Here is a 19,356-nt window from a genome sequence, read left to right as displayed (position 1 = left end):
GGCCAATGAAACGAAAAGGGGGAAACGGTATGGCCGAAAAAGCGGTTTGGCAGCCTGATCCGGAATTTGTAAAAGCGACCCGGCTGTTTCAATGGATGACAGCTCTCGGTTTTTCCGACTATGATGATTTTTTGAAAGCAAGTACAGACGATATCGCCTGGTTCTGGGAAGAGGCCGAAAAAGCGCTCGGCATCAGCTGGTACAAGCGGTACAGCCAAACATTGAATCTCGATAAAGGCATAAAATGGCCGAAATGGTTTTCCGGCGGACGCTTAAATGCCGTTTGCAGCGCCGTGGAAAAATGGTCCCGACAGCCTGATACGGCCGAGAGGACAGCCCTCATCTGGGAAAGTGAAGACGGAAAAACAGAACGGATCACCTATTCTTCTTTACATCAAAAAGTCGCCCGTGCGGCAGCAGGCTTTAAAAAACAAGGCATATCAAAAGGGGATGTCATTGCGATTTACATGCCGATGATCCCGCAAACGGTCATCGCCATGCTTGCCGCCGCTAAAATCGGCGCGGTATTCTCCCCGGTTTTTTCAGGCTACGGGGCCCATGCGGCAGCCGCGAGACTCAGCGCTGCCGGAGCAAAAATTCTTGTCACGGCAGATGCCTTTTTGCGAAGGGGAAAGAAGGTCTGTATGAAGAAAGAAGCTGACAAAGCAGCAGACCGCGCCCCCACTGTCCAAAAAGTTGTCGTCTGCCGGCTTCACGATGGCGAACAAGATTGGAATCATAAGAGAGATATAGACTGGAATGAATTGATGAAAAGCGATCCTCTCCAGATGACAGAAGAAATGGACAGTTCAGATCCGCTCATGCTGCTTTACACATCAGGCACGACAGGACAACCGAAGGGAGCGGTTCATACCCACGCCGGTTTTCCGCTGAAAGCTGCATTTGATGCGGGCTTCGGGATGGATGTCAAACAAGGGGACACGTTTTTCTGGTTTACAGACATGGGCTGGATGATGGGACCGTTTTTAATATTCGGGGGACTCATAAACGGAGCGGCAGTTTTGCTGTATGACGGAGCACCGGATTTCCCGGCCCCGGGTCGGCTGTGGGAGCTTGTCAGCAGACACCAGGTGTCGCATCTCGGCGTCTCTCCGACGCTCATTCGCTCACTGATGCAGCACGGCGAAAATTTTCTTCTTCAATGCGACCTGAGCAGTCTGAAGGCAATCGGCTCAACGGGAGAACCTTGGAATTATGAACCGTGGATATGGCTGTTCCGCCATGCTGGAAAAGAGCGGATTCCTATTTTTAATTATTCAGGAGGAACGGAAATTTCAGGCGGCATTTTGGGCAATGTGCTCCTGCGGCCGATCACGCCGATGACGTTTAATTCGCCTCTGCCTGGCATGGCGGCCAATGTCTTCAACGAAAAAGGGGAGGAAGTCGTCAATGAAGTCGGGGAGCTTGTCCTGACAAAGCCGTGGGTCGGCATGACGAATGGTTTTTGGAAGGAACCGTCCAGATATGAAAAAGCATATTGGAGCCGCTGGACTGACGTCTGGGTGCACGGCGATTGGGCAAAACGTGATGAAAACGGCTACTGGACGATCAGCGGACGTTCTGATGATGTGATCAATACTGCTGGGAAAAGGATCGGGCCCGCCGAAATAGAGTCCGTACTGGTCGGCCATCCAGCGGTGGCGGAAGCAGGCGTTATCGGCGTTCCGGATCAGCTCAAAGGTCAGGCTGCCGTCTGCTTTGTCGTCCTCACACAGTCGGAAAAGCCGTCGGAAAAACTAAAAGATGATTTGCTGAACCTCGCCTCTGACGCGATCGGTAAAGCGATCAAGCCAAAAGCGGTTTACTTTGTCAGCGGTCTACCGAAGACGAGAAATGCAAAAGTGATGAGACGGCTGATCAGAGCTGCCTATTTGAACGAGCCGGCAGGCGATTTGTCAACATTGGAAAATCGTCAAACATACGATGAAATTGCCGGCCTTTCAGCGCAAAAAAATCTGTAGTATACTGGATAAGGCTTGCAGACAAAGAAGAAGGACACGTCCTTCCTCTTTTTATTTTAAGACCAAAAACTCACATTCTGACGATAACCGAACCTCCGCCGGCCGCGCAGACGCGGTTTTGCTGCTCTTCAATTGAACGCAGCAGCTGATTGTTGCATTCCATGAGTTTGATCAGCAATTCCATTTGATCTTCGAGATTTTTCAGCCTTTGATTCATCTGCTGAGAAGATTGGCCGGTGTGCATGTGCGGGGCTGAAGGCGGATAAGACGTTTCAGAATTCCATTTTGAATACATAGAAATAGGCCTCCATCATCTAAACTGATATATCTTATCGTATGATCCTAAAATCGCAACGTTCGCCTAAATCAAAACGAGAGGAACTAAAACATGTACTTGACGATAAAGGAAACCGCAGAATATTTAACGCTTTCAGAAGCACATGTTGAACAGCTTGTGAGAGAAAAGAAAATTCGCACCGTCTTCGACGGGCAGCAGCATTTAATCAACAAAGATCAATTCAATACCCATATGGAACAGATGGAAAAGTATAAAGAGTGGGCGGAATCCGTTCTGAACGAACCCATCCCCGAAGATCCGGATGTTAAAGATGAAGATTAACCGAGATAACGATAATTTCATTATGTAAACTAGATGCGTTTCTAGGAAATATTCGCACGACTCTATCATGACGTGTGAATGGGACGTTTCGTAAAAAAAGACACAATATAGGAAATGAAAGGGATGAAAGAAGCCCTATATATAAAGTTTTCTATGATTTTATTTCATTTCCGAAACAATCACGTTCATTTTTTGTTCAAAAAGTGTTATCATTTAGTAGTAAAAAATACAGCGTGTTTTGAGATTGCGGGTTTTCGGGAATTCCAGACTGAAAACAGCAAAACAAACACAAAAGGGGAGAACCTTTTTGCGGACTTGTTTGTGCACAAATTCACAAACTGTGAAAAAGGGGTTCCTTCAAAAAACAGCACATCGCTTATTGAAAAGGAGAATTGGTTATGCCGGAAACAATCGATCAAACAGCTGATCAAACAAACGAATCTGTAAGCCAAAGCCAACGCGATCTTATCGATCAACTGCTAAAACCTGAAGTACAGGAGTCTTTGACTGTTTTAGTCGACCAGCTTCCAAAGCTGACAGAACTGGTCAACATTTTGACAAAGTCTTACGATTTCGCACAATCCGTTGCAACTGATGAAGTATTAAAAAATGATACGGTCGGTGCCATCACAGAAATTCTTGAGCCTGTCAAAGATACGGCAAAAGAAATCGCGGCTACCACCATTGAAGCAAAAGACCGCGCTGACGAAAGCAATGAAGTCATCGGACTTTTCGGTTTGCTGAAAATGCTTAAAGATCCGCAGGCCCAAAAGATGTTCCGCTTTGTTCAAAGCTACCTGCAAATCATGTCAGAACGCGAAAAACAAAAATAATCACTATACATTCAGAATAAGGACGGAGGATTCACGATGTCAAAACATATCGTCATTTTAGGCGCTGGTTACGGCGGATTACTGTCTGCTTTAACAGTTCGCAAACACTACACAAAAGAAGAAGCAAAAATCACAGTGGTTAACCAATACCCGACACATCAAATCATCACAGAACTGCATCGCCTTGCTGCGGGCAACGTGTCAGAACAGGCCATTGCGATGCCGCTTGCAAAGCTTTTCAAAGGAAAAGACATCGATCTTAAAATCGCCAAAGTCAACTCGTTCTCAGTTGACAAAAAAGAAGTCGCTCTTTCTGACGGCTCTACCCTGACGTATGACGCGCTTGTCGTCGGTCTTGGTTCTGTCACTGCTTACTTCGGCATTCCTGGCCTTCAAGAAAACAGCATGGTGCTCAAATCTGCAAACGATGCAAACAAGATCTTCAAGCATGTTGAAGAGCGCGTGCGCGAATACGCTAAAACGAAAAACGAAGCGGATGCTACGATCCTAATCGGCGGCGGCGGACTAACAGGCGTCGAGCTTGTCGGTGAACTCGCCGATATCATGCCGAACCTTGCGAGAAGCTACGGTGTCGATCCGAAAGAAATCAAGCTGAAGCTTGTTGAAGCCGGTCCGAAAATCCTGCCGGTTCTTCCGGATGAACTGATCGAACGTGCGACAAAGAGCCTTGAAAAACGCGGCGTTGAATTCTTGACAGGACTGCCTGTCACAAATGTAGAAGGAAACGTTGTTGATTTGAAAGACGGGCAAAAAATCGTCACAAATACATTTGTCTGGACCGGCGGTGTTCAAGGCAATCCGCTGATCGGCGAGTCAGGTCTTGAAGTGAACCGCGGACGCGCAACTGTAAACGATTTCCTTCAATCCACATCACATGAAGACGTATTTGTTGCAGGAGACAGCGCCGTTGTCTTCGGTCCGGATGGCCGTCCGTACCCTCCGACAGCTCAAATCGCTTGGCAAATGGGCGAGCTGATCGGCTACAACCTGTATGCATACTTAGAAAACAAATCAATGGAAACGTTCAGCCCTGTCAACTCAGGCACGCTTGCAAGCCTTGGCCGCAAAGATGCAGTTGCCGTTATCGGCGCGAACAGTACATCTCTTAAAGGCCTGCCTGCTTCATTGATGAAAGAAGCGAGCAACGTCCGTTATCTGACTCATATTAAAGGTCTGTTCAGCCTTGCTTATTAATGGAAATGAAGCGCTACTTATAGTTTAAACTATAAGTGGTGCTTTTTTTTGCTTTAAATTTGACGGGCAAATGAAAATATTGTGGTAAATTTGAACCAAAATGCATTGACAAAAAGACGGTCTCATCGCATTATATGAATATAAAATAAAAATATTCATATGTTTATAAATCATGGAGAGACTGACATGCCAAAATTTACCGAAAAAGAAAAGGAAGCGATACGCTCAGCTTTAGTGCAAAGCGGAAGAGAGCTTTTTGCGCAGCTTGGATTGAAAAAAACGAGCGTTGGTGAGCTAACAGCCTCGGCCGGAATTGCCCAAGGCTCATTTTATACATTTTTCGACTCGAAAGAGGAGCTTTATTTTGAGATTTTGCAGCAGGAAGAAAGTAAGATCCGCGCCCAGCTTGAGGCATCATTTTCTGAAAGCGGGAAAACATTTGCACAGTTTTTGCGTGAAGCATTGGCGGTGATGGAAGATAACCCGTACATTCGCCAAGTTTACGATGACAACTTACTCGAGACACTCTTCCGCAAACTCCCCGAAGAAAAGCTGCAGGCGCATTTCGACAGCGACGAAGATTTTTTCAAGCCTTTAATTGAAATGGGCCAGGAAAAAGGCTGGCTTGTCAGAAAAAAACCGGAGACGATCGTCAGTGTGATTCGCGCCATTGTTCTTTTATCCTTTCAAAAATCAAATATTGGGGAAGACCGCTATGACGAAACGATGGATTTGCTTATCGAATTGATCGGACAGGGGCTTTCGGCCAAGGAGGATGCATCCCATGATTGAAGTCAGCGGGCTTCGCTTCACATACCCCGGACAAAAAACGCCCGTATTGAAAGGAATCGACTTTTCGATTCAAAAGGGTGAAATTTTTGGATTTCTCGGCCCGTCCGGCGCTGGAAAAAGCACGATTCAAAAAATATTAATCGGTATTTTAAAGCAATATGAAGGCCGGGTTTCTGTGATGGGGAAAGAATTGAGTCAAGCCGACAGCTCCTTTTATGAGAAAATCGGCGTCGCCTTTGAATTTCCGAATTTCTATCAACGATTAACGGCACTGGAAAACTTAAATTTGTTCCGTTCCTTGTATGCATCTGAAACCGAGGAGCCGGAAACGCTGCTCGCTTTAACGGGTCTTGAAGAGTACGGCCGGACAAAGGTATCCGCTTACTCAAAAGGCATGAAAATGAGGCTGAATTTTTTGAGAGCCCTGATCAATCAGCCTGATCTTTTATTTCTAGACGAACCGACCTCGGGGCTCGATACCGTGCATGCCAAAAAATTAAAACAGCTTATCCTGAACAAAAAGGCGGAAGGAAAGACGATCCTGATCACAACGCACCACATGCAAACAGCTGAAGAAATCTGCGATTCGTAGCTTTCATCGTTGACGGCAGGGTGGCTTTGATTGATTCTCCGCGCGCCTTGAAAGTGCAAAAAGGAAAAAGGCACGTAAAAGTGGAGTACCGCAGCCGCAGGCAGCTGGAAACTGCTCAATTCGACCTTGATCAGATCGGCAGCAGCCCGGAATTTTTGAACTTGATCAAGGACCACCCTGTGGAAACCATTCATTCCCAAGAAGCATCGCTTGAAGACATCTTTATCGATGTGACGGGGAGGCGTTTAAGTTGAGGATCTTATCAGCGATTTCCTATGATATCAAACTTCAGTTCAAGCACGGTTTTTATTATGCCTATTTGCTGATCAGCGCGGTGTATATCGCTGTGTTGCAGTTTCTTCCAGCTGATTACAGGGAGGCGGCCAACATTGCCTTGACGTTTTCAGACCCGAGCTTCCTGGGGTTTTTCTTCATCGGGGGTCTTGTTTTACTGGAGAAAGGGCAAAACATCCATGACAGCCTGTTTGTAACGCCGCTAAGTGCGAGTGAGTATATTCTTTCCAAAACGGCGTCTTTATCCGTTTTGTCTCTCGGATCGAGCATTTTCATCCACAGCAGTGTGTTTGGCTATGGAACAAATTCCGGTTTGTTCGCTTGCGGCGTGCTGTGCACTTCATTTTTCTTCACGATGATCGGCTTAGGTTTGGCGGTGCGGTGTGAAACCTTAAACGGATTTTTCTTTTTGTCTTCTTTGAGCACCTTTGTGTTCGTTCTCCCTTTGTTTGAAACAGCGGGCATTTGGAGCAGCCCGCTGTTTTACGCTCTGCCGTCAAAGGCCTCATTAATGCTGTTAGGTTCCGCCTTTACCGGCCTTCAGCAGTGGGAGCTCGTCTACGCGATTTCCACTCTCTTGTTGTGGAACGGAGCCGCGTATTTGTGGGCGAGGCATTCACTTCAAACGTTCATCACATTAAAGCTTGGCGGAGGTGATACACGATGATGAAAATCATTCAGCTGATACGCGGAGATATGAAACAGATCAAGCGTGATTCAATGCTCGCTTTTTACGGTTTGGCACCTTTTCTGCTCATCATCGTGACAGCCGCTGGCATTCCTTTGTCAGCGGAACTGGCGGCATTCAATATCACCCCATACCGTCATTTGATCATGAGCTTTGCCATGCTTTTCATCCCCCTGATTCTCGGTATCATGTCGGGGTTTATCCTGCTTGATGAGCGCGACGAAAATATGATTCAGTATTTTTCCGTGACGCCCTTGTCGAAGCGCGGATATGTCTTGATACGCCTCATCCTGCCAATGGCGCTGACTTTTTGCTACAGCATTTTGCTGTTTGCATCCGGCGGTTTAATGGCGCCCGGCTCTGTGTACCTTTTGTTCATCCTGATCATAGTCACGCTTGAAGCCCCGATTTACACGCTGCTTTTAGCCGCTTACGCTTCGAACAAAGTGGAAGGGCTCGCTTTAATGAAAGGGTTCAGCCTGCTCACCTTCATGCCGGCCGCGGTTTATTTTATTCCTATGCCGTGGCAGCTTTTCGGCGTTTTCACGCCGACCTACTGGACAGCGAAAACGTACTTGGCAGGAACTTCTCATGAAGGGCTTGTTTTCGTTTTCGGGTTCATCGGAGTTGTGCTGCATGTAATGATGCTGCTGCTTTTATACCGGAGGTTTTTGGTGAAAACCGACCAATAGGAGTATATCCCGCCGCGTTTTGCAATAAAGTATTAGAACCATCAGCGGGAGGCGGGATATTCTATGAAGAAAAATATGAAGCTTTGTCTGTGTATGATGATGATCTTTGTATTGACGTTGGCCGGCAGCATAGACGGCTTGGCCGCCGGGGAAAAAGGCGCCGGGCTCAAAGAGCAAATCGATCAGCTGTTAAAGACCGAGCCTGATTTAAAAGGAGCGCTCGCAGGCATCAGCGTCAGGTCCGCGGAAAGCGGGAAAATGATATACGGCCATATGGGCGATACACGGATGAGACCGGCGTCCAATCTGAAGCTTTTAACGGCAGCAGCTGCCTTTTCCATCCTGGGTGAGGACTATACCTTTCCCACAGAAGTGATGACAGACGGCGCACGATCCGCGAGCACACTCAAAGGCAGCCTTTATCTAAAAGGAAAAGGCGATCCGACGCTTTTGAAAGCCGATTTTCAGCAAATGGCCAAGGCAATCCGAAAACAAGGGATCACTGTCATCCGGGGAGACTTGGTCGGCGATGATTCCTGGTATGATGAGGTCCGCTACTCTCCAGACCTTTCCTGGAGCGATGAAGACGCATACTACGGAGCGCAGATCTCGGCTTTAACAGCTTCGCCAAACGAAGACTATGATGCCGGAACGGTCATCATCGACGTGAATCCTGACGGCAAAACCGGAAAAAAACCCGTTGTATCGCTTACCCCGCAAACTAATCATGTCAAAATCGAAAACGGTGCCAAGACCGTTGCTGCAGACGGAAAAAAAGATATCACGATTAAAAGGGAACACGGCGGAAATACCATCCAAATCAAAGGGACGATTCCACAAGGCGCTTCAAGGGTCAGACAATGGGTTGCGGTTTGGGAGTCGTCAGAATATGCACTCGATTTATTTAAACAGGCTTTACAGCAACAAGGCATTCGAATCCTGGGAAAGACTAAAACCGGCAAAGCGCCAAAAAAAGCGCGCCGCATCACCGCACATCAATCCATGCCGCTTTCAGAGCTGATGATCCCCTTTATGAAGCTCAGCAACAACGGCCATGGCGAAACACTGATCAAGGAAATGGGAAAAGCCGCGAGCCGTGAAGGAAGCTGGGATCAAGGTCTGGAAGTGTTGAATAAAGAACTGCAGGGATTTGGAATGGACACAGAAAAGATCGTTCTCAGAGACGGCTCAGGCATCTCGCATATCAATTTGATTTCTGCCGACCAGATCACAAAGCTATTGTATTCCGTTCAAGAAGAGAAATGGTTTCCGTCGTTTGCCCGTTCACTCCCGGTTGCGGGGGAAAGCGACAGAATGGTCGGCGGCACATTAAGAAACCGGCTGAAAGACCCGGCTCTAAAAGGCAAAGTCAGAGCGAAAACAGGCTCTCTTTCAACCGTCAGTACCTTGTCGGGCTATATCGATACTGCAAGCGGCAAGACATTGATTTTCTCCATTCTTCTCAATCAGCTCGCAGATGATGAAAAAGGAAAGGATATTGAAGATAAAATCGTTCAAATATTAGCTTCTTCATGACAGCTCCCATTGCTGAAGGCAATGGGTTTTCTTTATTGAAAAGGCTTTCCATTCACTTCGTACGTTTTTCAGCTGAGGCCATATAATGCTAAGAGATTTCATTTTCTATAAGTTTAACAGCAGGCAGGGGGAAATTTATGAACATTTTACTGGCTTATTATCGATACTCTCCACATACAAACGGCCCGTCTACCTATATTGATATCCTTAGAAAAAGCTTGGAAGGAGAAGGGCATTCTGTCGATTTAATGTCGCACGATACCCGATGGCTCAACATTCAGGTCGCCGATCAGCAGCCGGCCGATAAACACCGGTTAAAACATGAGCTCATTCACCGTCTTCAAACAGCTTATACCGAAAAATATCCCCTATGGATATATTGGCGTGAAATGGAGCGCTACAGTTTGGAACAAGCTGTTAAACAGTTTGATCTTAAGAAGTATGATTTGATCCACTGCCACGATTTTATGACGGCAAGAGCACTGGCCCGTTCCAAACCTCAGCACACGCCTTTAATCGTGTCCCTCCATAACTTTAAATATCATGAAGCAAAGATTACCGAGGAATATAACGAGAAAAGCGGCCAGGAACAGCAATACATGAAAATCGAAGAATGTTTGGGCGCAATGTCCGGAGACGTTGTGGCCGTTCCGTGCGAATGGCTGAAACACGAGCTGATTCAAATTGGTGTGACGCCTTCGAACATCCGAGTCATCCCGTATGGAATTGTAAAAACACCCTTTATCGAAAAGAAAAATAATCTCCCTAAAAGCCTCCCGCATCAAGGAAAAAAGATCATTCTCTGTCCGGCGCGGCTCGTTCCGGTGAAAGGACACCGCTACTTGATCGAAGCGCTTTATAAACTGCGGTGCGAAAGGGATGATTTTCACTGCCTTCTCGCAGGCGAGGGTCCGGAGCTCGAAACTCTGCAAAGCCTGTCCGAAAAGCTCGGTATCGCGTCGGCGGTCTCTTTTCTCGGAAAGCGAAAAGATATACCCGACTTAATGAATATTAGTGATGTCATTGTTTTGCCGTCGCTTCACGATACATTTCCGCTAGTCATCCTGGAAGGGCAGTTCTCCGCAAAACCTGTGCTGGCGGCAAACGTAGGCGGGGTAAAAGAAATCATTGATGACGGTGCGAACGGATTGCTTGTTCCCCCGGCAGACAGCGAAGCGCTTACTGAAAAGCTGCGCCTGCTGCTCGACGATGACAAAACCCGGCAAAAATTGGGGCGCCAAGCGTATCAAAAAGCTATGAAACATTGGGATATCAGCTTTCACATGAGGTCGATCGAAAACCTGTATCAAACATTCGAGACACAAAAAAGAGCAGTGCGGTCCTGCAAAAATCATCGAAAAGAGCAGGGGCTGGACCTGGAAATCCTCGAACAAATCGGTGAAAAGAAAACGTCAGAAGCGGAGTACACGATTGCCGGGGAAATCCCGGAACATCTCAAAAGCCAACTTAAAAAAGAGGACCATTACATTCATGTTTATGATTTGTCAGGCGTTTTACTGCAGACAAAAGCGGTCGATTCGAAAGGGTGCTATGAATTTCACCAGCTCCCCCGAGGCAGCTATGTCTTGAAAAGCACTATCGAAGCATTCGGCAATCAGTTCGTATCCCTCGACTGATGATAAATACTTCTGCGCAAGCCGGCTGTTTAGCCGGTTTTTTATATAACAGTTTTCGTTTTATTTGACTTTATTATAATACAGATTCAAATAAGAAAATTGCTTCAAACAACATCCTATATTAGGAAAAACGCGATGTTCAAAGAACTTTCTTAAATTTGTTAACTATTTCACAAAATATGTGATTTTTATCACATTCAAAACTGTTATATTAAACATAAGATATAAATGCAACAACTGTTATATCATTTCAACTTGAAAAGAGGGGGATTTAAATGGAACAATGGAAAGGTTTCACCACAAACGTTTGGCAAAAAGAAGTCAATGTCCGCGATTTTATTCTCTCGAACTTTGAGCCATATCAAGGTGACGAATCGTTTCTCGAACCTCCGACGGAAGCTACATCGGCATTATGGGATCATGTAATGGACTTGACAAAAAAAGAGCGTGAAAACGGAGGCGTCCTCGATATGGATACAGAGATCGTCTCAACGATTACCTCGCACGGTCCCGGCTATTTGGACAAAGACTTGGAAAAAGTCGTCGGCGTTCAAACCGATGAGCCGTTTAAACGGTCGCTTCAGCCTTTCGGCGGCATTCGCATGGCGAAACAAGCATGTGAATCCTATGGTTTTGAATTGAATGAAGAAGTGGAAAGAATCTTTACCGATTACCGCAAAACCCATAACCAAGGCGTGTTTGATGCGTATACGGACGAAATGAAACTCGCCCGAAAGGTCGGAATCATTACCGGACTGCCTGATGCTTACGGGCGCGGACGCATCATCGGCGATTACCGGAGAGTGGCGCTTTACGGCGTAGATTTCTTGATCGATGAAAAGAAAAAAGATGCGGCCGGCACCTCTCGCGTGATGTCTGAAGAAAACATCCGCCTGCGTGAAGAATTGTCAGAACAAATCCGGGCATTGAACGAACTTAAAGCACTTGCAGCAAGTTATGGCTTTGACATTTCCGAGCCTGCGGCGAATGCAAGAGAAGCATTTCAATGGCTGTATTTTGCCTATTTGGCTGCCATTAAAGAGCAAAATGGAGCAGCAATGAGCCTTGGCCGCGTGTCCACGTTCCTTGATATATACATCGAAAGAGATTTGAAAACGGGCGCATTAACAGAACAGGAGGCCCAAGAGCTTGTCGACCATTTTGTCATGAAGCTGCGCTTGGTCAAATTTGCACGCACACCTGACTACAATGAGCTGTTCAGCGGCGATCCGACGTGGGTGACAGAATCAATTGGCGGAATAGCGCACGACGGACGCGCACTCGTCACGAAAAACTCGTTCCGTTTCCTGCATACGCTTGACAATTTAGGTCCGGCACCGGAACCAAATTTAACCGTCCTTTGGTCTGTCAGGCTGCCGCAAAAGTTTAAAAACTACTGTGCCAAAATGTCGATTAAAACGAGCTCGATTCAATACGAAAATGACGATATCATGCGTCCTGAATACGGGGATGACTACGGCATCGCCTGCTGTGTATCGGCAATGGCAATCGGCAAACAAATGCAGTTCTTCGGAGCACGCGCTAACTTGGCGAAAGCGCTTTTATATGCGATTAATGGCGGAAAAGACGAAAAGCATAAAATGCAAGTCGGTCCGGAAATGCCTCCGGTTGCTTCCGATATGCTGGACTATGACGAGGTCATGCATAAATTCGATCAGACGATGGAATGGCTTGCAGGCTTGTACATCAATACGCTCAATGTCATTCACTACATGCATGATAAATATTGCTATGAAAGAATTGAAATGGCGCTGCACGACACGGACATTTTGCGGACGATGGCCACCGGGATCGCCGGCTTGAGCGTTGTGGCCGATTCGTTAAGCGCTATCAAATATGCCAAAGTCAATGTTGTCCGCGATGAAAACGGCATTGCCGTCGATTTTGAAACAGAAGGCGACTTTCCTAAGTACGGAAATAATGATGACCGCGTCGACGCGATCGCCGTTGACATTGTCAAGCGCTTTATGAAAAAACTGCGCAAGCACCAGACATATCGCCAGTCTGTTCATACCATGTCAATTTTAACGATCACGTCAAACGTCGTTTACGGCAAGAAAACCGGAAATACGCCAGATGGACGCCGGGCGGGAGAACCGTTTGCTCCAGGCGCGAATCCGATGCACGGCCGCGATACTAAAGGAACGCTTGCATCGCTGTCTTCAGTGGCAAAGCTGCCTTACAGCTATGCGCTCGACGGCATATCCAACACCTTTTCGATCGTCCCGAAAGCGCTTGGCAAAGACGAAGAGAGCCGCGCCGTCAATTTATCAAGCATCCTTGACGGTTACGCCGCAAAAACAGGGCATCACTTAAATGTAAACGTATTTAACAGAGAAACATTGCTCGACGCCATGGAACATCCGGAGGAATATCCGCAGTTAACGATTCGCGTCTCAGGCTATGCGGTCAACTTTATTAAGCTGACGAAAGAACAGCAGTTAGACGTTATCAGCCGTACCTTCCATGAATCGATGTAACGAGCATAAAGCGGAGCGCGGCCGAGGCGCTCCGCCCCATAAAAAGAGGTGATCTTCATCATGGATGGAAATATTCATTCGATCGAAACATTCGGCACCGTTGACGGTCCGGGCATCAGATATGTCGTCTTCACACAAGGCTGCCTGATGCGCTGTCAATTTTGCCATAATGCTGATACATGGGAAATCGGAACCGGAAAACAAATGACGGTTTCCGAAATCGTTCAGGATGTCCAGCAATATCTCCCGTTTATTCAATCATCAGGCGGAGGCATCACCGTTAGCGGAGGCGAGCCGCTTTTACAACTGCCATTTTTAATCGAGCTGTTCAAAGCCTGTAAAAGCCATGGCATACACACGGCGCTCGATTCGTCCGGCGGATGCTATTCGGCGGCGCCGGCATTTCAAGAGCAGATCAAAGAGCTGATCCAGTATACAGACCTTGTTTTGCTTGATCTCAAGCATATCAACAGGAAAAAACATATCAACCTGACAGGAATGCCGAATGACCACATATTGGATTTTGCCCGGTTTCTCGCTGATCATCAAGTCCCCGTCTGGATCCGCCATGTACTGGTTCCGGGGATCTCTGATATCGATGACGATTTAGCAGCCCTCGGCACGTTTATCGGCACACTGGCGAACGTTCAGAAGGTGGAGGTTCTTCCTTATCACAAACTCGGCGTCTACAAGTGGGAAGCGCTTGGCCTGGATTATCCATTAAAAGGGGTTGAACCGCCAAGTGCCGCCAGGGCCGAAAACGCATACAGACTACTCACCGCCCACTTGCAAGGCGGAGCCATGCTGCAAGAAACATAAACCCTTTTAACCGGACAGACTTTTTCCAACAAAAAGCTGTCCTTTTTGTCTTACCGCACAACCGTATAAAAAATCCCTTTTTTTACAATAGTAAGATGAGAAAGATGCGCCTGCTGCGGCAGGCCGACAATAAAACAGCAAGGTGGGCGGGAAGCATGTATCATTTGTATTCTCACAACGACTTGGACGGAGTCGGCTGCGGAATTCTCGCAAAGGTGGCCTTTGGCGAACGGGTCGAGGTCCGCTACAATTCGGTCACCGGACTTGATATGCAAGTCGGACGTTTTCTGGAACGGACAAAAGGAAAAGAAAAACAGCATGAAGGCCTGTTTATTACGGACTTGTCCGTTCATCAAGAAAATGAAGAAAGGCTGGACCAATATGCTGAAGCGGGCGGAAAGGTCAAACTCATCGACCACCACAAAACTGCGCTTCATTTGAATGAACGCTCTTGGGGCATGGTAAAAGTTCAATATGAGGACGGCAGGCTCGCTTCAGCGACTTCTCTTTTTTATGAATACTTAATAGACAACGGCCATATTCAAGAGACAAAAGCGATGGATCAGTTTGTCGAACTCGTACGCCTCTATGATACATGGGAATGGGAACAGACGGACGCGCTCGAAGCAAAGCGCCTGAATGACCTGTTTTTTATGGTCTCCATTGACGAATTTGAGGAAAAAATGGTCCGGCGCCTTAAAGAAAGCGACGCGTTTTCATTTGATGAATTCGAAGAAAAAATCTTGGATATGGAAGAAGAAAAAATTGAACGGTATATCCGCAGGAAACGGCGGGAAATCGTTCAGACCTTCATCAATGCACACTGCGTCGGCATCGTGCATGCGGAATCCTATCATTCCGAAGTAGGGAACGAACTCGGAAAAACGTATCCGCACCTTGACTATATCGCCATCTTAAATATGGGCGGCAAAAAAGTGAGCCTTCGCACCATCCATGATGAAACAGATGTATCAGAAATCGCCGGCACGTTCGGCGGAGGCGGCCATGCCAAGGCAGCGGGGTGCCCGCTGACAGATGAAGCATTCAAGCTGTATGTGACTGAACCGTTTCCGCTGGAGCCCTTGAGAGCGGATGCCTTTAAAAACGTCTATAATGTAAAAGACTCGGACAACGGCAGCCTTTATATCAACAGGGACGAAGACCAGTTTTTTCTCTTTCCTGGAGAACACGGCTGGAACATTCAATTAAACGGCGTGACTCAGCATGAGACATTTACTTCATTCGAAGAGGCAGAACGGTTTATTAAAAGAAATTATGCTGCATGGCTCGCAAGGGATGAAGCATTTGTCCAATATTTGATGCAGCAGGTGAAACAGGCGATCCAAACGACAGGCTAAAGACTTCGACAGTCTTGGCCTGTTTTTTCATATACAAAAAAGAACAGCCGGCATATAATAACAGAAAGTTCCGATTTTTCCAAAAGGGGAGATGTTCATGAAAGAAAAGAACACAAGCTGCGAAACAAAAGAATTTCGGGCCGTGTGGATCGCCACCGTCACAAACATTGACTGGCCTTCGAAAAAAGGGCTGACAATCGAAGAGCAAAAAACAGAATATGTGAAGCTTTTGGATGCTGTGACAGCCATGGGGATGAACGCAGTTGTCGTTCAAATTAAGCCGGCGGCGGATGCGTTTTATCCTTCCGCATACGGGCCGTGGTCGGAATACTTAACAGGCGTTCAAGGAAAAGACCCCGGCTACGATCCGCTGTCATTTTTGCTCGAAGAAACCCACCGGAGAAAGCTTGAATTTCATGCATGGTTCAACCCTTCGGATCACGATGAATCATACGGATTTGAACAGGCTCTCACAGGATCACCCGGCTAGAATGCACCCCGATTGGGTGGTTGCCTACGGCAGACAGCTGTATTACAATCCCGGCATTCCTGAGGCACAGGAATTCATTGTCCAAGGCATAGCAGAGGTCGTCAAGAATTACCAAGTCGACGCCGTTCACATGGATGACTATTTTTATCCGTATAAAATTGCGGGCGTCGAATTTCCCGACTTTAGCACGTATGAACAATATGGAAAGGAACGTTTTTCAAATATTGAAGATTGGCGGAGGGACAACGTCAACCAGCTTGTCAAACAGATCAACGCCGCCGTCAAAAAAGAAAGAGCATCGGTCAAATTTGGAATCAGCCCCTTTGGTGTATGGCGCAATATAGCAGATGATCCGACGGGATCAAATACAGCCGCTGGAATGACAAACTATGACGACCTTTATGCTGACACGAGGGAATGGATCAGGCAGGGATACATCGATTACATCGCCCCGCAAATCTACTGGAGCATCGGCTTTGCCCCGGCTTCCTACGACATTTTAGTAGACTGGTGGAAAAATGAAGTCAGCCAACGCCCCGTTCATTTATACATCGGACAAGCAGCCTATAAAATCAATCAAAACTCAGATCCTGCCTGGTCAGACCCTGAAGAATATCCGCGACAGATCGCCTTAAACCGCGCCTCAAATGTGATGGGAAGCATCCATTTCAGCCTGAAAGATTTAAACCGGAACCCGCTCGGCATAAAAGACAGGCTGATCCAGGACTTGTACAAAAAACCGGCAGCTATTCCCGGTATGCCTTGGCTTGACAGCGTAAACAGCAAACAGTGAAAACTGATATTTTAGTGATACGGCCGCCGGTAACAGTACCAATCCATTTTGACAATGTTCAAAATGGATTTTTTGTGTTAAAAATCGCATGAATAGAGCACCTTAATAGATAAAAACAAGGAAAGAAAGGTTTACATCAAATGGACATTTTCTTAGCGATTTTACCAGCGATTTTCTGGGGAAGCATTGTGCTCTTTAATGTAAAGCTTGGGGGCGGACCGTACAGCCAGGTGCTCGGTACGACATTCGGCGCTTTAATTTTTTCAATCGGAATCTACTTCGTCGTCCAGCCTGAATTATCCCCCCGTATATTTGCCGTCGGCGTCGTCTCCGGACTATTTTGGGCGCTCGGTCAGACCAATCAGCTGAAAAGCATCAAGTTGATCGGCGTGTCTAAAACGATGCCGATCTCAACAGGACTTCAGCTTGTATCCACTTCTTTGTTCGGCGTGCTTGTTTTTCGCGAGTGGGCGACGACAATCTCGATTGTTCTCGGGATTCTGGCGCTGATTTTCATCATCGTGGGAATCGTGCTGACATCGCTGGAAGACCGCAGCCAAAAATCGGAGGAAAAAACCGGCGACATGAAAAAGGGAATCGTGATTTTGCTGATTTCCACATTCGGCTATCTCGTGTATGTCGTCGTCGTACGGCTTTTCGATGTCAGTGGCTGGGCGGCTCTTTTTCCTCAGGCTATCGGCATGGTAGCCGGTGGCTTGATCTTGACATTCAGGCATAAGCCGTTTAATTTTTACGTCATCAAAAATATCATTCCGGGTTTAATCTGGGCAGCCGGAAACATGTTTTTATTCATTTCCCAGCCGCGGGTCGGCGTAGCGACCAGTTTTTCGCTATCGCAGATGGGAATCGTCATCTCAACGCTCGGCGGCATTATTTTGCTCGGCGAAAAGAAAACGAAGCGGCAGCTGATCGGTATCGCCATCGGCATTATATTAATCGTCGCAGCCGGCGTTTTGCTGGGCATTGCAAAAGCTTAAGGACGGCTTCTCAAGCCGTCCTTTAATATGTGACAATGCCCTTAAGCGGCAGGTGGTCGGAAGCGTTCGGATCAACGGCGACAACTTCAGCCGCTGACACATGAAAAGACCGGCTGAGGAAGATGTAGTCCAAGCGTCGTCTCGGGCGGTGCGAAGGGTGGGTGAACCCCTGTCCGTATTGTCTTTCATCCCACAGGTCGGCCAGTTTTTCCGCGACCTTTTTCCACCCCCGTGAATGAGGTTTCATATTAAAGTCTCCCATGACGATCACAGGCAGATCACTCTCTTGAACGCTCTCGATTAAAAAATCCGTCTGCTTGCCGTGAAGCCACGGATTCAGGCTCAAATGCGTAACAAAGACGCGAAGGAACCGATCACCGATCCGGACATCAGCCTCAAGAAGAGACCTTCCTTCGATCAGCCCTTTGACAAAGTTGAATGAATGATGCCGTTCTTTCACAATCGGAAAACGCGTTAAGAGAGCGTTCCCGTATTGCCTGTTCACTGAAGAATCACCGGAACTCAATGAAAGGGAGGGGCAGTACGCATAGTGCATGTTCAATTGTTCTGCTAACGAGCCGATTTGGTCTTCGTAATCGCTTCTATTGGAGAAATGCTGATCTACTTCATTAAGGCCGACGATGTCGCAGCCGCTCTCGGCGATCACACCGGCTGTTCTCTCTAAATCAACGCGACGGTCCCTTCCTTTTCCATGATGGATATTAAATGTCATGATGCCAAATTTCATAATCAACCCGCCTCTTCTTTAAGCTAAGCATATTGTACCTCCGGAACGATTAAAATATTTCTGCTGTCGGCGGAGCGAGATTAGGTTAAAATGACATTATGATATAAAGAGGAGTGTTCCTTGATGACAAATAGCAGAACGAATCCAAAGGTTGATGAATTTTTAAGCAAAGCCGAGAAGTGGAAGGAAGAGTTTGAGAAGCTGCGTCAAATTGTTCTTGACTGTGAGCTGAACGAAGATTTCAAGTGGAAGCATCCTTGCTATACGTTCGAGAATAAAAACATCGTATTAATCCATGGATTTAAAGAATATTGTGCGCTCTTGTTTCATAAAGGCGCCTTGTTAAAGGACCCCAACGGGATTCTTATCCAGCAGACGGAGAATGTACAAGCCGCGCGGCAGATTCGATTCACCAATGTACAAGAAATAGCTGAAATGGAAACCATCTTGAAAGCTTACATCAATGAAGCGATTGAAGTGGAAAAAGCCGGTCTTGAAGTAGAGTTTAAAAAGGCTGCGGAATATACGATTCCAGAAGAGCTTCAAAAAAAATTCGCTGAAATCCCAGCTTTAAAAACGGCGTTTGAAGAATTGACGCCGGGACGGCAAAGAGCATATATTCTTTATTTTTCTAAACCAAAACAATCCAAAACCCGAGAATCGAGGATTGAAAAATATACAAAGCAAATTCTTGATGGAAAGGGATTGAATGACTAGTCTGTTTCGCAACTACCGTTTTCATGAGAGAGGCGAATCATAACCATATGGC

18 protein-coding genes and 1 pseudogene are annotated in these 19,356 nt (G+C 46.8%); 17 read left to right on the top strand and 2 right to left on the bottom strand.

The window, feature by feature from the left end:
• Positions 1 to 29: 29 nt before the first annotated feature.
• Complete coding sequence (locus tag MKZ04_RS05920; RefSeq protein ID WP_197407297.1) at positions 30 to 1,982, top strand: AMP-binding protein; 1,953 nt, start codon at positions 30 to 32, stop codon at positions 1,980 to 1,982.
• A 70-nt stretch (positions 1,983 to 2,052) separates the two neighbouring features.
• Here the strand turns inward: MKZ04_RS05920 and MKZ04_RS05915 are convergent, their stop codons facing one another.
• Positions 2,053 to 2,277 (bottom strand): hypothetical protein, encoded by a 225-nt coding sequence (locus MKZ04_RS05915; protein ID WP_020451692.1) that lies wholly within the window; start codon positions 2,275 to 2,277, stop codon positions 2,053 to 2,055.
• Positions 2,278 to 2,370: 93 nt separating this feature from the next.
• Here MKZ04_RS05915 and MKZ04_RS05910 point away from each other — a divergent pair, with 93 nt between their 5' ends.
• The 15 genes and pseudogenes from MKZ04_RS05910 to MKZ04_RS05840 all read left to right on the top strand — a co-directional run bounded on the left by MKZ04_RS05910 (position 2,371) and on the right by MKZ04_RS05840 (position 17,839).
• Positions 2,371 to 2,601, top strand: coding sequence for an excisionase family DNA-binding protein (locus MKZ04_RS05910; protein WP_025810773.1), 231 nt, complete (start codon positions 2,371 to 2,373; stop codon positions 2,599 to 2,601).
• 398 nt (positions 2,602 to 2,999) lie between these two features.
• Complete coding sequence (locus MKZ04_RS05905) at positions 3,000 to 3,434, top strand: DUF1641 domain-containing protein (RefSeq protein WP_341045513.1); 435 nt, start codon at positions 3,000 to 3,002, stop codon at positions 3,432 to 3,434.
• 36 nt (positions 3,435 to 3,470) lie between these two features.
• Positions 3,471 to 4,649 (top strand): NAD(P)/FAD-dependent oxidoreductase, encoded by a 1,179-nt coding sequence (locus MKZ04_RS05900; RefSeq protein WP_020451688.1) that lies wholly within the window; start codon positions 3,471 to 3,473, stop codon positions 4,647 to 4,649.
• Positions 4,650 to 4,835: 186 nt separating this feature from the next.
• Positions 4,836 to 5,441 (top strand): TetR/AcrR family transcriptional regulator, encoded by a 606-nt coding sequence (locus MKZ04_RS05895; RefSeq protein ID WP_145623904.1) that lies wholly within the window; start codon positions 4,836 to 4,838, stop codon positions 5,439 to 5,441.
• Positions 5,434 to 6,033 carry an ABC transporter ATP-binding protein gene (locus MKZ04_RS05890; RefSeq protein WP_341045512.1) on the top strand — a complete coding sequence of 200 codons (600 nt, stop codon included), beginning with the start codon at positions 5,434 to 5,436 and terminating at the stop codon, positions 6,031 to 6,033. The genes MKZ04_RS05895 and MKZ04_RS05890 overlap by 8 nt, the downstream gene beginning before the upstream one ends.
• A gap of 26 nt (positions 6,034 to 6,059) precedes the next feature.
• Entirely contained in the window at positions 6,060 to 6,287 is a 228-nt protein-coding gene (locus MKZ04_RS05885; protein WP_341045511.1) for a hypothetical protein, read from the top strand.
• Complete coding sequence (locus tag MKZ04_RS05880) at positions 6,284 to 6,994, top strand: fluoroquinolone export ABC transporter permease subunit (RefSeq protein WP_341045510.1); 711 nt, start codon at positions 6,284 to 6,286, stop codon at positions 6,992 to 6,994. Before MKZ04_RS05885 ends, MKZ04_RS05880 begins: the two co-directional genes overlap by 4 nt.
• Positions 6,991 to 7,707 carry a hypothetical protein gene (locus MKZ04_RS05875; protein ID WP_341045509.1) on the top strand — a complete coding sequence of 239 codons (717 nt, stop codon included), beginning with the start codon at positions 6,991 to 6,993 and terminating at the stop codon, positions 7,705 to 7,707. The genes MKZ04_RS05880 and MKZ04_RS05875 overlap by 4 nt, the downstream gene beginning before the upstream one ends.
• Before the next feature lie 63 nt (positions 7,708 to 7,770).
• Positions 7,771 to 9,243: a D-alanyl-D-alanine carboxypeptidase/D-alanyl-D-alanine endopeptidase gene (gene dacB / locus MKZ04_RS05870; protein WP_341045507.1), complete on the top strand. Its 1,473-nt coding sequence runs from the start codon at positions 7,771 to 7,773 to the stop codon at positions 9,241 to 9,243.
• A gap of 137 nt (positions 9,244 to 9,380) precedes the next feature.
• On the top strand, positions 9,381 to 10,880 hold the full coding sequence (locus tag MKZ04_RS05865) for a glycosyltransferase family 4 protein (RefSeq protein WP_341045505.1): 1,500 nt from the start codon (positions 9,381 to 9,383) through the stop codon (positions 10,878 to 10,880).
• Positions 10,881 to 11,155: 275 nt separating this feature from the next.
• Positions 11,156 to 13,381, top strand: a complete 2,226-nt coding sequence (gene pflB, locus MKZ04_RS05860; RefSeq protein ID WP_341045504.1) for a formate C-acetyltransferase — start codon at positions 11,156 to 11,158, stop codon at positions 13,379 to 13,381.
• Between the two features lie 60 nt (positions 13,382 to 13,441).
• Positions 13,442 to 14,200 (top strand): pyruvate formate-lyase-activating protein, encoded by a 759-nt coding sequence (gene pflA / locus MKZ04_RS05855; RefSeq protein WP_026579623.1) that lies wholly within the window; start codon positions 13,442 to 13,444, stop codon positions 14,198 to 14,200.
• A gap of 155 nt (positions 14,201 to 14,355) precedes the next feature.
• Positions 14,356 to 15,558, top strand: coding sequence for a DHH family phosphoesterase (locus MKZ04_RS05850; protein ID WP_341045502.1), 1,203 nt, complete (start codon positions 14,356 to 14,358; stop codon positions 15,556 to 15,558).
• A gap of 127 nt (positions 15,559 to 15,685) precedes the next feature.
• Positions 15,686 to 16,838, top strand: a pseudogene (locus MKZ04_RS05845) (glycoside hydrolase family 10 protein); the annotation flags it as partial.
• 143 nt (positions 16,839 to 16,981) lie between these two features.
• Positions 16,982 to 17,839, top strand: coding sequence for a RhaT/GlcU family sugar-proton symporter (locus MKZ04_RS05840; RefSeq protein WP_020451679.1), 858 nt, complete (start codon positions 16,982 to 16,984; stop codon positions 17,837 to 17,839).
• Between the two features lie 22 nt (positions 17,840 to 17,861).
• Here MKZ04_RS05840 and MKZ04_RS05835 read toward each other — a convergent pair whose 3' ends face one another.
• Positions 17,862 to 18,587 carry an endonuclease/exonuclease/phosphatase family protein gene (locus MKZ04_RS05835; RefSeq protein WP_341045500.1) on the bottom strand — a complete coding sequence of 242 codons (726 nt, stop codon included), beginning with the start codon at positions 18,585 to 18,587 and terminating at the stop codon, positions 17,862 to 17,864.
• A gap of 123 nt (positions 18,588 to 18,710) precedes the next feature.
• On the opposite strand from MKZ04_RS05835, the gene MKZ04_RS05830 reads away from it, so the two are divergent.
• Positions 18,711 to 19,304, top strand: a complete 594-nt coding sequence (locus MKZ04_RS05830) for a YdeI/OmpD-associated family protein (protein WP_103750458.1) — start codon at positions 18,711 to 18,713, stop codon at positions 19,302 to 19,304.
• Positions 19,305 to 19,356 lie beyond the last annotated feature (52 nt).

The sequence above is a fragment of the Bacillus sp. FSL W7-1354 genome, from assembly GCF_038002405.1.
Classification (GTDB): domain Bacteria; phylum Bacillota; class Bacilli; order Bacillales; family Bacillaceae; genus Bacillus; species Bacillus paralicheniformis.
The sequence above is the reverse complement of the archived record's forward strand: the minus strand, read 5'-3'. Positions and strand labels throughout refer to the sequence as shown.

Bases quoted from the DNA above. Each gene is read 5' to 3' on its own strand.
- MKZ04_RS05895 (WP_145623904.1), top strand. From the start codon at position 4,836: ATGCCAAAATTTACCGAAAAAGAAAAGGAAGCGATACGCTCAGCTTTA.
- MKZ04_RS05905 (WP_341045513.1), top strand. From the start codon at position 3,000: ATGCCGGAAACAATCGATCAAACAGCTGATCAAACAAACGAATCTGTA.
- MKZ04_RS05920 (WP_197407297.1), top strand. From the start codon at position 30: ATGGCCGAAAAAGCGGTTTGGCAGCCTGATCCGGAATTTGTAAAAGCG.
- MKZ04_RS05890 (WP_341045512.1), top strand. From the start codon at position 5,434: ATGATTGAAGTCAGCGGGCTTCGCTTCACATACCCCGGACAAAAAACG.
- MKZ04_RS05915 (WP_020451692.1), bottom strand. From the start codon at position 2,277: ATGTATTCAAAATGGAATTCTGAAACGTCTTATCCGCCTTCAGCCCCG.
- pflA (WP_026579623.1), top strand. From the start codon at position 13,442: ATGGATGGAAATATTCATTCGATCGAAACATTCGGCACCGTTGACGGT.
- MKZ04_RS05840 (WP_020451679.1), top strand. From the start codon at position 16,982: ATGGACATTTTCTTAGCGATTTTACCAGCGATTTTCTGGGGAAGCATT.
- MKZ04_RS05910 (WP_025810773.1), top strand. From the start codon at position 2,371: ATGTACTTGACGATAAAGGAAACCGCAGAATATTTAACGCTTTCAGAA.
- MKZ04_RS05865 (WP_341045505.1), top strand. From the start codon at position 9,381: ATGAACATTTTACTGGCTTATTATCGATACTCTCCACATACAAACGGC.
- MKZ04_RS05830 (WP_103750458.1), top strand. From the start codon at position 18,711: ATGACAAATAGCAGAACGAATCCAAAGGTTGATGAATTTTTAAGCAAA.
- MKZ04_RS05875 (WP_341045509.1), top strand. From the start codon at position 6,991: ATGATGAAAATCATTCAGCTGATACGCGGAGATATGAAACAGATCAAG.
- MKZ04_RS05835 (WP_341045500.1), bottom strand. From the start codon at position 18,587: ATGAAATTTGGCATCATGACATTTAATATCCATCATGGAAAAGGAAGG.
- MKZ04_RS05900 (WP_020451688.1), top strand. From the start codon at position 3,471: ATGTCAAAACATATCGTCATTTTAGGCGCTGGTTACGGCGGATTACTG.
- pflB (WP_341045504.1), top strand. From the start codon at position 11,156: ATGGAACAATGGAAAGGTTTCACCACAAACGTTTGGCAAAAAGAAGTC.
- dacB (WP_341045507.1), top strand. From the start codon at position 7,771: ATGAAGAAAAATATGAAGCTTTGTCTGTGTATGATGATGATCTTTGTA.
- MKZ04_RS05850 (WP_341045502.1), top strand. From the start codon at position 14,356: ATGTATCATTTGTATTCTCACAACGACTTGGACGGAGTCGGCTGCGGA.